The sequence below is a fragment of the Brachyspira alvinipulli ATCC 51933 genome, from assembly GCF_000518245.1.
GTDB lineage: Bacteria > Spirochaetota > Brachyspiria > Brachyspirales > Brachyspiraceae > Brachyspira > Brachyspira alvinipulli.
In genome coordinates this window covers 159,918-172,476 of the sequence record NZ_JADF01000018.1, presented here as the reverse complement: position 1 = coordinate 172,476, position 12,559 = coordinate 159,918, and the positions used below count along the sequence as shown (strand labels likewise).

The following is a 12,559-nucleotide window of genomic DNA, read 5'->3' as shown; positions in this document are numbered from 1 at the left end:
TGATAACCCCAACAAAAAACGAGTCAAAAACCAACGAATATATTTATTAAATTAATTGCATAATATTAAATATGAGCTTAATTTGGGGAGTTATCATTATCTATAAATTCATAATTATTTAACAATAGATGCTCAATTAATTTAAATATATATTGAGCATCTTCTTCAGATACAGATTTAATCTCATGATTAGCTTCATTTCCTATTTCTCTAACTTTATTTATAAGACCTTTTTGTTTTTTATGTATGATACCTTCATTGTCTAAATAATCTATATAATTTTTGAATGTATCACCTTCTTCTTTTCCTTCAGAAACAGCTACATTCATTAATATTTTTCTTAAAATCATACTAGCAGCAGTATATGCTCCAACTTGCATACATTTTCTAGCTTCATTATACGCTTCTCTTATTTCATTTGGTAATTTATCAATATTCTTACCATAAGGAGGTTTTATTATAGGATCTCCATCTCTATTAAATATGTTTGGAGCATTACATTTATGACATATATAAACTAATCCTATATAAAAATTTTTTTTGTAACCTGTAGAATAATATGTTGCTCCATATGCTTTTTCTGATGCAATATTTTCTCCACAATTCCAACATATAAAACTTATAGATTTATATTCATCTATTGATTGCCATTTTAGATTTGTATAGTTTTCCATAAAAAATAGCTCCATTTTATTATTAACATTATTTATAATAAATAAATATTTTTTAAATCAAGTTAAATATAGCCTTTTTGCCTTGACTTGAATTTACATCATGCTAATATAAGCATATATGTATATTAAATCATTTTTATTATTATTGTTATTTTTATTTTAAGCTGTTCTAATATAATTTTAGCTCCAGATATTAAATATATTAAAGAAGAAGAGATTATAGAAAATAAAACACCTCACTTATCATTGGAAGTAAGAAATAAGAAATTTTTAGAGGTTTATAAAACTGTGTATAAACCTCAAACTATTCAAGGCAACGTTTTAGAAGATTTATACAAATTAGAAAACGGAGCTAATTATAAAAAAGTATATATTACGATACTAAATAATGCCCAAAACAAAATGCTATCCCAAAATAAAAGGTATTCAAAAAAACTAGCCATAAAAATAGTGGCTATTAGTACTTATTATGCTGAAAATATTACTATATCAGTAATAGATTCGACATTATTAAGTCTTGATTGATATGCTAATAATTTTTCGCCATCTTTTTTAAAATATGCATTAGAACTTTGTACATTTGGAGAAAAATAGCTAATATAATAATTACATTTTATAGTTTGTAAAAGATTATTACTATTATATGTTTTAATTACTACATTATTTCTTCCAGAATTCCAATCCCAATTATTATTTGTCCAATTAATTGTTAATATATTGTATCCCCATGACGCTGAATTTGAAGTTATTTTGCCATATATTAACGAATTATAATATATATTTTCTAAAATATTTAAATTATAATTTTTACTAACTTCCAAAGAGTTTGGTATCTGTGCTTTTACTGTAATAATTGAAGAACCTACATTTTTACCAATAATATTAATAGTTTTTCCAGATACACTTATTTGAGCATTAGAATTATTTATTTGAGCTTCTATACTATCAGCATTAGTATCAGCAGTAATTGAAATAGTTTCATCTTGCTTAACTTCACCGCTTTGAGATGATAAAGTTAAAGTTGTAATTGGTCTTTCTTTTATCTGTATTGGTATAGTTACGCTTGCTTTTTCTCTTCCAGATGCATGAGCTTCTATTATTATATTTGAACTTCCTATCTTTTTTTGTACAACTCTTAATTTATTTTCTTCTATAATTAATGAAGCTATTTCTTGATTTTCTATTCTAGCTTCAAAAGTTTCAGCATCTGTATTTACCTGCAATTCTGATATCCTGTCTATATCTTCATATAAATCTAAAGATAATGGATTTATAATAAGTAAAGTTTTATTATTTTTTATATATTCTATATATATTTCTAATTTATTGTCATTATTATTTATAATTAGATCTGGATTTGTTAAACAATGAAAATATAAAATGTTGTTTTCTATATATAAAGCTAAAATAGCAGGCATTTTATCTTTACCTATTAAATAATCTTTGAATAGCTGTTTTACAACATCATAATTATAAACACCTATTATTTTATAGTCTATCATTTTATCTATATCATCAAATGTATGAATCTCTATAGGAAAATGCTGAGTATTTAAATTTTCTATTACAAATACTCTGCCGTATATAATTCTGTCATCTATCCAAATTTTACCAGTATCAAATTCTTCTAATTTATATTTAAATTTACTGACATTATCTCCAGCAAGTTTTTTTACAGCATTTATCAATTGATTTGTATCTTGATTATTACTTTCAATACCAGCTTCTTTTATAACATTTTCCAAATTATCCAAAATAAGGTTTATAGTTTCAGCTGGAATAAAAGAAGGCTTAATTTTAGGGTCAGAAAAACTTCCATTTGTAAACTTTCCATCTTCTCCCATATTCGGATATTTTATATTTTCTCCAAAAACTGTGATTTCTTGGTCTTTAGGATATAATGACATAAAAATTAACTCCTTTATACATAATCAAAAAATATTATTTTATTTGCATCAAATAAATTTATTAAAAACTCTTCTAATTCTATTTTTTTATTTGAATCTTCTATCTTTTTTAATTTTATTATTACTGAACAAAATGCTCTATAATTATAAAGTCTTGTATGACCAAAAGATGCATGTCCGAATACAGATATTTTATGATTAGCATTAATATTTAATATTTCTGTTTGATAATCATTTTTTATAAGATTGTTAATAGTATCTTTTGGGTTTTGAGAAACAAGCAAATCATTTTGCAAAATAAGTAATTTTCTTTTTTCTAAACTTAAACCATTTCTTATTTCCTTAGAGTGTATTCTTTCATAATCTTCTATCGTATCTTCTGTACAAGTTTCAAGCCTGGCTTCAAGCCATAATTTCTTTAATTCTAATTTTATTTTTTTTATCATATCAGCCTGAAGTTTTGCTAATTTAGACATATCAGAGTTTTCATTTTCAAACTGACTTTCAAAAAATACCCCTTCAGGATAAAGACTTTTTACAGCTTCAAAATAAGTTTTTTCATCTTTAATATTTAGTTCCATGTTATAGTTCCTAAAACAGCATATTCTAATTGATTATAGTATTTATCTCCTCCTTCTATTTCAACATTAGCTTCTGTAACATTAATATCATCAACTATAAGATTTTTGATTAATGCTTCTTTTATTTCCATATCAGGCTTTACTCTTTTATTAAAATATTCTTTAATAGTAGATGTAATCATTTCTCTAATTCCTACAGTATCTTCTTCTCTTTTTAATTCTATAGTTATATTTACAGTTATAATTTCTGGAGTTTTTACTGTAAATATTGTATATGGATATTTTTTTTCTATATGCTCTTGAACTTTATCTATGTTTGATACTTTCATAAAGCCAGTATCTGCATTTCCTCCTATTACAACTACAAGCAAAGCACCAAATACATTAAAATTTCTAAACTCAAATGCTTTGCTTACTTCTGATGATGAGTTCAATGCTTCATCAGCAAAATCTCCATTTCCTCCATTACTGTTTCCTTTTATATAATTTAATACTCTAATTAAATAAGCCTCATCTGTTTCTCCATCTGTTCCTCCTGCTATATCTCTTTGAACAACAGCTTCACTTTCTACATTTGCTATTAAATTAGAAGCTAATTTTAATTTAGATTCTGATTTTAAATTGTAGCTGGTACCTGCATTTTCAGCCTGAACTTCTATTTCTACACTTCCATTTTCTGCTATGATGTACGTTTTTGTCATAAAATAATTATTACCTTGTTCAGATCTAAATACTGAGCCTGAAGGAATTGAAACACCAGCAATACCTTTTACCAAAATACTTCCGCTCGCCACCTCAGCATATAGAGGCGGTACTCTGTCAGCCCAATGAGCTCTTAAAAAATCCTTTTCTGCTGTATCAGGAAATATTTGTTTTTTTAAAAACTCTATATCACCTAAAAGGGAATATTGAATACCAGCTTCTACATTTGCTATTACTTTTACTAAATTATATTTAGGAGTATTTTCAAGAGGATTTAATTCACTGTAATATTGATTTAATATTTTTAATTTTAATTGCTCTAAAGATTCATTCATTATCCCACACTCCTTTTATAATTTCTGTATTATTATCAGGCTTTCTGACTAAAACAGAATAATTTAATCTGCTTTTATTTTCTATTTCAGTATCAACTTCTATATCTTTTGCAAGTCCGTCTTCAACTATCCATTCAAGAGAATCAGTTATTATTCTTTTTACTTCATTTTGAGTTTCTTTGCTTAATTTATTTTTTTTTGCAAATAAATCGCTGCCAAAATCATTGTCTGCCCACCATTTATTTTTATTTGAATAAATGCTCATAGAAACAAGATATTCTATATTATTATATTTGTTTAGATCTATTTCTAACATTTCAATTATTGGCTCCATGCACTATTTTTGTATTTTCTATACTACTAAAATTAGCAATTGTCTTTCCAGCTAAAGCAGTACTTAAAGCAAGCTGAAAAGCAGAGTTTGCTCCATTTCCAGCTTCTGGTATAGGAGCTCCTAAACATATATTTAATATAGCTTGAAGTATTTGATTATTTTTTTCCAATTCTTTTTTTAATTCTTCTATTTTTATAAGTCCGCCGAAATCATCTCCTCCTATTTTTATCATATCCTCATTTATAATTATTGATATTTTTTCATTATATATACATGTATCTCCTTCTTTAATTTCAGGAGCTTTATCACTAGATAAAATAGGCAATATTTGAGAGCTGTCAAAATTACCGCCTTTAGATAAAATAATTACTTCTCCTTCTTTAGCTTTTGCAATAAATCCATAAGGAAATAATTCTTTTTTTTCTATTGTTTTATCATAAGAAGATTTTACTTGAATAGTATCATCATTATTTCTTTTTATAAATTTTGAAATAGTTATCATATTTGCTATTTTAGAAGATATAGATGAAATAAGATTAGGCAAAGACATATTTTATACAGCTCCTTCATCTACTAAAATTATATTAGATGAAAACTCTTCATTATTAAGAACAAGCTCAACACTTTTAATTACTTTATAGTCATCTATTCCAAAAGAAGGAATATTAACTTTTATTTTTTGCTTAGGCTCATAAAATACTTCTATCTTATCATTATTTTTTATTTTTTTATTTTCTATTTCCTCATATGATAATCCCCAACCATACATATTAATATTTAATTCATCTGATTTTCTTCTTTTTAATTCTGATTCAGCTCTATTTAAAAGTTCTTTTTGAGATATATTTTCATCTGTAAAAAATAGTGTAAATACCCTTTTTGTATCGCATTTATAATCAAACTTTTCTCCTATTCCATAATTTCCTTTTATTCTATAGCAATTAAACTGCTCATATCCTCTCTTATTTAAAGATGCTGATTTTATATTTTTTCCTTCTATGATTTTATGATTTGCATTATTTGCCAAATATGTATTTCTAGCCCATACATATAGATTAGACGCTTGATTTGAAGCTATTGCATAGCCATTATTTTCTGCTATAGTAAGCAGTTTCTGCCAAACACTTTCATTTTCCCATGTAAAAGATGCTATAGGAGGTGAATTATCTTTGTTTGTAGGGTAATGTGATACTACTATATTAGAATTATATTTTTGTGCTATTTTTCTTACTACCTCTACTAATGTACCGCCTTCAATTCTTCCTGAATCTGTAGAATCTATTATATCTCTTGCATAAGAACGTGAATGTATAGTCATCTGCTTTTGATTATTATTTAATACTGCACTAATATCATCAACTAAAGTAGTTGTTACATTTCTCTCCTCATTATTCCACATAAGAGCCTTTATTATTATCCTGTCATGCTTTTCTACTTTTTTTAATTCGCTTAAAGGACATACTATATCAGCAGTATTACATATTTCATCAATACTCTTTTTTATAATAATTGAATTATAATTAATTAATCTCTTGCTTTTTCCAGCATAAACTTTAATATGCATTTTAATAATACTCCTATTTAAACATAAAATATTTCTTTAGGAAGTACAAAACTATCTTCTATAAAATTAAAATCTCTCAAATTGTATGAGTTCAAAAAATGCTCTGCATTTAATAATGTCATATTCTTATTGAACTTAATTTTTCTTAATTTCTTTAATTCTTTTATTTTCAATTCTTCTATAACAGATATTTTTAAGTCTATTAAAGCATTATTAAGTTCATAATCATCTTTATTTATAGAATCATTTAATTTGTCATATAGTTCTAAATAATTTTTTATTTTTTCCTTACTATCATCTATTTGAATTATAATACTAGCAACAGCAGTAACTGCAATTATTTTAATAAAATTATCACTTTCTTTTGCAGTATTCATTTCATTAAAAGAAATTGTATCTTTTGTAGTATCATAATTATAAAAATTAAGAAACTGAAGTAAAACTTTTTTTTCATTATTTTTTGCATTTTCTATTGGAAGTATGCTGTTAATTGACGACTGTGGCGTCTGCCCACCTTGCGTGCCGCCTGCGGCGAATGATTTTGAGCTTTCAGCAGTTTCATTTACAGACTGTTTTATATCTATTATTCCATTAACTATTGAAGATACAACATTCTGTAAAGCATCAGCGAAAACTGAAGGAGTTCTAATTCCTTGAGCGATTGTAGAAGATATTGTATTTATAGCCCTTGCCATATCATTAATATAATCTGCTTTTCCTTGTATCATTCCAATAACATTTGAAAGTTTACTTGATACATTATTTATACCTGATAAAAAAGTATCATAATTAAAATTATTCTCTAATTTCTTTTCAAGATTTTTATTAGCTATTTCCTGAACATTGTTTTTAGCATCTTCTATATTAAGAAAATTATAATTTTCATCATTTTTTCTATCAGCACATAGATTAAAATTAAGTTCTATTTTACATTGACCATTTTCATTTGCTTTTTCATCTATAGACCAGTTTTCTAAAGTTACTTTTAATCTGGGATAAAGAGGTAAAAAAATAAAAGCTGGATTTTCATCATCTGTTTTTATCTTAAAAGCATTTATTAAATCTATTTTTTTATTTAAATATTCTTCATCTCTTAAAAAGCCAGATACTCTTATTTTATTAACAGATTCATTAATTGAAGTATTACTCCAATACCCAAAATTAGGATAACTTGAATTATCTAAAGACTGTCCGCCTGAAATATTTATATTATCATATAAGAAATAAACAGCTTCCATATTAGGAGCTTCATATTTTACAAGGCTTTGTATATCATAAGCCTCTCTCCAAGATGAAGAGCTAGGATATTGAAAATTACTACTATTACCCATTTTTATCCTATTAACAGTGGATTTTTTATGTTTTAGTTATTTAAGAAGAATAATTTCTTATTTCTTCAATATTTCCTGTTTGTATATTTATATTTGGTATGTTATTATTGTATGGAGTAGCTTTATAATAAGTTCTTTCATCTGTCAATTTTATATCTACTCCAATATTAGCAGCTCCTTTCATTTCAACCTGAGCATTGTTATTTTGTATATTATTAGCAGTAATAGTTTTTTCTAAAGTATCTTCTTTAGTCAAACTTTCTCCAATTTTTCCGCCAAGTTTGCTTCCTAAATATCCTCCCGCAATACCAACACCAGCACCTACTAAAGCCCCTATAGCTGTGCCAAGTCCAGGAACAACTGAACCTATAGCAGCGGAAGTAGCAGCTCCAGCACTAGTTCCTATAGCTGTACCCGCAATACTTCCAACGGCTCCTCCAACAGCCTCACCTTTCATTTTATTTTGTTCTTTTTTTGAAAGTGAAGGATCATTAGCAGCCATAAATCCGCTTATAGCCATTGGTATAGCAGTAACAGCAGCACCCATAGCACCTGCTGTTTTTCCTAAACTTTTCCAAGTCATTTTTCCATTATTGATATTTGGTATATTTGAAGATGATTGACCTACATTGAATGTGTTAGAATTATTTCCATTTGAAAAAAACTGTCCCATATTTGTAACAAAAACAGGAATAGGAGTTCCTGTTCCTTGTATATGACGACTGTCCGCTTGCAGCGTAGATGATATATTGCCTTTTGCCATATTTTTCAAACTGTTTATTGAACTAATTGTATTAGCAACCCCTGATACCAATTTTGCTGTCATAAATATTCCAAATCCAGCTGCTATAACTTTGAATACGGCATCAAATCTTTCAGGATTTTTAGCAAAATCATTTAATATTCCTGTAACTTTTTCTAAATATGGTGCTACATTTTTATTGGCAAAAGAATCAAAAGCTGTCTGCAAGTTTTGTATATTAGCTGCCAAACTTTGTGCATTTTCCATTGCAGATGCATTTACTTGTCCCTGAGCATTAGAAACATCTAAAACTTTTTCCAATATCTCATCATAATTATCAAAATGCTTTATGGCTTCTCTTGATAAATCCGATCCAAAAACATCTGATAGCATATCAAAATTACCGCCCATTTTATCTTTTGCATTTACTATTTTCATAATTATTTCATGCAAATCTTTAAAATTTCCCTCACTATCTCTAACAGAAAAGTCTGCTCCTATAATATTTCCTAGATTTTGTAATTTTTCTTGTATTTCTGGATTAGTTAAATCACTCATAATACTTTCAAGAACAGTAACAGAAGCTGATGCATCCCCTGTACCTGCAGTTAATACCTGCATAACAGCATTGGCATTTTTCAAATCTTCTGAAGCTGTTCCAATACTTGAATAAGCTGCTATTATAGCTGGTCCAAATTTAGCAAACTCTGAAGCCGTAAAAGCACCCTGATTTCCTTGATAATAAAGCTCATCCATTAGTTTTGCAGTTTCTTCAGCAGAATAATTCAATTTAGAAAACTCAGACATCATTGAGCCTATATCAGAACCAGAAGCCCCAAATGCTCTCATAGCTCTTCCAATATTTTCTATATTTTCTTTAGCAAAATCCATATTGCCTGTTTTAGTCATTATAATGTCCATAGCATCAATAATTTCATTTGCATCTACTTTAATATCTGGCTGCATAGCTGCTTTATATATAGCTTCGCTTAAACCATTTAATTGTTTTTCTGCTGTTTCTACATCTTTAGCATTTCTTCTTGCTATAGTTCCGATTTTATTTATCCTATCTTCAAATGCTATCATTTTATTAATTGTAGCACCTACGCCTATAGAAACTCCTAAAGTAGCTAAATTACTTGCTGTAGAGTTTAATATCCCATCTATTTTTGAAAAAGCTCCCTGCATTTTACTCTGAAAAGAATTAACTTTATTGGAAGCCTTATCAATACCAGAAGAGAATTGATCTTTTAATTTTATTAAAACGCCAGCTGTTATATTACTCATTGTTGCCGCTCCTGCGTGCCGAAGGCAATGTTCGCCCACCCGCAAGGGTGCCTACATTGGTCGCCTAAATAATAGCACGGTAATTCGTTTCACTCTTTACCGTGAAGGCTCGGCTCACCTCCTTTTATGTTCTCCAACAATTTTGAGTTTTTACAGGTTCATAAGTTATCTTTTGGTATATATTTAACTCTAATTCATTAATAGCATATATTGCCATAACTTTAGCTATTAAGCTGTCGCCATGTCTTTTATTTCCTCTTATGCCTGTCCTTTCTCTTATAAGAGGTATTCCTTGCCAAACTTCAGCCTGCAAAAAATCATCTATAATAAAATTATCTTTTGGAATATTTGTAGTTTTATCTTCAACTGCACTTTTTAGCTTAGGCATATTTTCTGCATACCATTTTCTAGTTATCATTACTTCTAAAATTAAACCTCTATATGCTAATGAAAGATTCTCCGCTATCATTTGTCCATTGCCTCTAGCATCGAAAGCAGCTCCTAAAAACTTTCTTCCAAGTTCATTTATGCATAGTAAAATAAATTGTTCCTGATTACTGAATGGAATATTTCTTAATTCTATAACACATAGAGTTTTTATTTTATTTTTACTAAGTTTTATTTTTTCAAACCATAAAACTGTTAAATCTCCGCTCCTTGCAAAATCTTCTCCTAAAACTACTTCATCTTTTATATTTGTAAATAAATGCTTAACAATATTGAAATATTCCAACATTTTTGCATATCTTTCATTTTCTGTTTTGAAAGTAAAATCATCTTTTTCATAGAATCTAAACACTTCTATTTTTTCATCAGCTACAGTTTCTAATAATGCTCTATTAAAATATTTATCTCCATTTTTTGAAGGTATGCAGTAAAGTTCTTCTTCATAAGCCTCTCCATAATCTTTAATTATAGATTTTAGCCATTCTTGTTCTTTACTTTTACTGTATTCTTCTTTAGATATTTCACATATTTTTTTATAAAGACCGTCTTTTAATGCCTCATCAATATCAGTTGTTTGTAAATAATAATCTTTCCTTCCAGATTCAATATCTTTTACAAGCAAATTAAATTGATTATCTTCTCCGTTATGAGTAGAAAGTATTAAAACGCTTCCTCCCCACATAAGCATAGCTAATGCTGCTTTTAATAATTCTTTTAAATCATCGCAGAATGCTGCTTCATCAATAACTATATGACCTTGTTTACTTCTTATAGAACGAGGTACAGAAGGAAGCCCCCATATCTCAAAACCTGATTCAAATCTTATTTTATAAATTGTTATATCTTTGTTTTCATCTTTTATAACTGTTTCTCCAAAATCTTCACATGCTATATTAAGTAATTTAGCCCAAAAAGCAGCATCTTTAATAAATTGCTGTGTCATATCTTTTGCATAAGATATATAATAACAGCTCATACCATTTTCTTTTTTTGATAATGATGCTTTTAATACACAATTTAAAGCTTCAACATAAGAAGCTCCTATTCTTCTTGATTTCTCCCAAACTTTTACTTTATCCTGATTAATAAGCCATTTTTCCTGATAGGGTAAAAGTATCTTTTTATTTTTTAATTTGTTATTCATTTTTAATTATTAATATTAAATACATCTCTGAATATTGTATTAACTGTTTCCTGAGATATTCCTGCAGAATTAGCATTATTAATGGCTTTAATTTGTGCCTCTTAAAGGGCTTTATTTTTTATCTCTTCTGTATGCTGATTATTTTTCGATATAGCATTTTCAAGATTGATTATTCCTTTTGTTGCCTTTTCTATAGAGTTAGACATTTTCTCTATTTCTTTTATATCCATATTTGCTACCTCGCTGTTTTGTATTTCCTGCAATGAACCTACAAAATCATAGATAAGCATTCTTATTTCTTCCATAGTCTGCTTGCCTAAAATATTGCCTAATTCATCGCCTGTTTTATCTTTCCAAGCTGAAGCTATTGCCTCTATTTCTTTTTTCTTATCCAATAAATTATCAAATCTTTTTCTTATATCTTGATATACCAGATTTTGACACTGCTTTTTTTCCCAATTTCTCATTGATAATATTAGCAATATCAATATATCTTACCGTACTGTCTTGCAAAAGTTCTATAATTTCTTCTTTTGTTTTTTTATCAAGTTTATCTATGTTGCTTTTAGGTGCCATTATTACTGCCTCTTATTTTATAGTAATTACTTCCTGTTTGTACATTATACCAAATTTGCCATTCTGATATTTTTATAATACTTTTTTGATATTCTTTAATAAGTTCTTTACTTGTATTTATATTATTATTAGGCTCATAAAAACTAGGCGTCTGTGATAATGGTATGGTTATATATTTAGCAGTACAGCTTACTAAAAATATAAGTATTAAAATTAAATATTTTATTTTCATATATTCCTTAATTTTTTATATTTTTATAATAATCATTTATAATAGTATTTAATGCCTTTATTTCATCGCTTTTAAGATAACTTTCTTTTATATTTTCTATAGCTTCATTACTATTGCTGAAACTTTCAAGCATTATTTTTCTTTCATTATCAAAAATCATTTCTTTCTCTAGTATAATATTTGAAATATTTAATTTTGTTGTATATATTTCTTTTTCTAAAGATTTGATTTTGTTGTCTTTTATTTTTATTGTACAATTCAAAAAACTTATATATCCAAGTAAAATACCTGCAATCAAAAAATATATAAAATATTTTGATTTCAAAAAACTTAATAGTTTTGTCTTTAAAAAATTAATTATTATACTGATTATTATTGTCATTTTATTTATTATCTTTTATTGTATTTACTTCTTCTAATCTTTTTTCTTTTTCATTTCCTCCTTTTAATATTTTTAAAAATCCTCTCAAGTCGCTTCCAAAACTAACAGCATTAAGCCCAAGAAGAATTATTACAACTGCTATTGCCTCTTCTTTAGTTACTGTCCTGCCTCTCCAAATTAAATTAACAAATACCCAAATACAGCCTAAAATAAAACTGACTATACTTGTATAAATTAATAATTTCTTATTTGCATTATGCTTGTCTATAAAACTCATTTATCTAACTCCATTATATTTTATACTGTCGTGAAATATTTTAT

The 12,559-nt window shown here is 27.1% G+C and carries 15 protein-coding genes; all 15 read right to left on the bottom strand.

The annotated features are described in order from the left end of the window. Nucleotides 1–77: 77 nt before the first annotated feature. Nucleotides 78–674, bottom strand: a complete 597-nt coding sequence (locus T324_RS16505; protein WP_051436761.1) for a DUF4145 domain-containing protein — start codon at nt 672–674, stop codon at nt 78–80. 467 nt (nt 675–1,141) lie between these two features. Continuing rightward, complete coding sequence (locus tag T324_RS17630; RefSeq protein ID WP_051436760.1) at nt 1,142–2,581, bottom strand: hypothetical protein; 1,440 nt, start codon at nt 2,579–2,581, stop codon at nt 1,142–1,144. A gap of 14 nt (nt 2,582–2,595) precedes the next feature. After that, nucleotides 2,596–3,162, bottom strand: a complete 567-nt coding sequence (locus T324_RS16495; protein WP_038374941.1) for a hypothetical protein — start codon at nt 3,160–3,162, stop codon at nt 2,596–2,598. Next, the gene (locus T324_RS0102245; RefSeq protein ID WP_028328671.1) at nt 3,153–4,199 is read right to left on the bottom strand and encodes a baseplate J/gp47 family protein; all 1,047 of its coding nucleotides are present in this window, start codon (nt 4,197–4,199) and stop codon (nt 3,153–3,155) included. The genes T324_RS16495 and T324_RS0102245 overlap by 10 nt, the downstream gene beginning before the upstream one ends. Further along, nucleotides 4,192–4,515: a phage GP46 family protein gene (locus T324_RS0102240; protein ID WP_028328670.1), complete on the bottom strand. Its 324-nt coding sequence runs from the start codon at nt 4,513–4,515 to the stop codon at nt 4,192–4,194. The genes T324_RS0102245 and T324_RS0102240 overlap by 8 nt, the downstream gene beginning before the upstream one ends. Nucleotide 4,516: 1 nt before the next feature. After that, nucleotides 4,517–5,083, bottom strand: a complete 567-nt coding sequence (locus T324_RS0102235) for a hypothetical protein (protein ID WP_028328669.1) — start codon at nt 5,081–5,083, stop codon at nt 4,517–4,519. 3 nt (nt 5,084–5,086) lie between these two features. Continuing rightward, nucleotides 5,087–6,097, bottom strand: a complete 1,011-nt coding sequence (locus T324_RS0102230; RefSeq protein ID WP_028328668.1) for a hypothetical protein — start codon at nt 6,095–6,097, stop codon at nt 5,087–5,089. Nucleotides 6,098–6,114: 17 nt separating this feature from the next. After that, nucleotides 6,115–7,428, bottom strand: a complete 1,314-nt coding sequence (locus tag T324_RS0102225) for a methyl-accepting chemotaxis protein (protein ID WP_028328667.1) — start codon at nt 7,426–7,428, stop codon at nt 6,115–6,117. 40 nt (nt 7,429–7,468) lie between these two features. Further along, complete coding sequence (locus T324_RS0102220; RefSeq protein WP_028328666.1) at nt 7,469–9,457, bottom strand: phage tail tape measure protein; 1,989 nt, start codon at nt 9,455–9,457, stop codon at nt 7,469–7,471. A 124-nt stretch (nt 9,458–9,581) separates the two neighbouring features. Beyond that, nucleotides 9,582–11,048: a terminase large subunit domain-containing protein gene (locus T324_RS0102215; RefSeq protein ID WP_028328665.1), complete on the bottom strand. Its 1,467-nt coding sequence runs from the start codon at nt 11,046–11,048 to the stop codon at nt 9,582–9,584. Nucleotides 11,049–11,149: 101 nt separating this feature from the next. Continuing rightward, nucleotides 11,150–11,443, bottom strand: coding sequence for a DUF3486 family protein (locus T324_RS18710; RefSeq protein ID WP_245580742.1), 294 nt, complete (start codon nt 11,441–11,443; stop codon nt 11,150–11,152). 7 nt (nt 11,444–11,450) lie between these two features. Next, nucleotides 11,451–11,624: a DUF3486 family protein gene (locus T324_RS18705; RefSeq protein ID WP_245580743.1), complete on the bottom strand. Its 174-nt coding sequence runs from the start codon at nt 11,622–11,624 to the stop codon at nt 11,451–11,453. Beyond that, nucleotides 11,614–11,856, bottom strand: a complete 243-nt coding sequence (locus tag T324_RS16485; RefSeq protein ID WP_028328664.1) for a hypothetical protein — start codon at nt 11,854–11,856, stop codon at nt 11,614–11,616. Before T324_RS16485 ends, T324_RS18705 begins: the two co-directional genes overlap by 11 nt. A gap of 7 nt (nt 11,857–11,863) precedes the next feature. Further along, nucleotides 11,864–12,118, bottom strand: coding sequence for a hypothetical protein (locus tag T324_RS0102200; protein WP_239649034.1), 255 nt, complete (start codon nt 12,116–12,118; stop codon nt 11,864–11,866). 121 nt (nt 12,119–12,239) lie between these two features. Beyond that, nucleotides 12,240–12,515, bottom strand: a complete 276-nt coding sequence (locus T324_RS0102195) for a hypothetical protein (RefSeq protein WP_028328662.1) — start codon at nt 12,513–12,515, stop codon at nt 12,240–12,242. Nucleotides 12,516–12,559 lie beyond the last annotated feature (44 nt).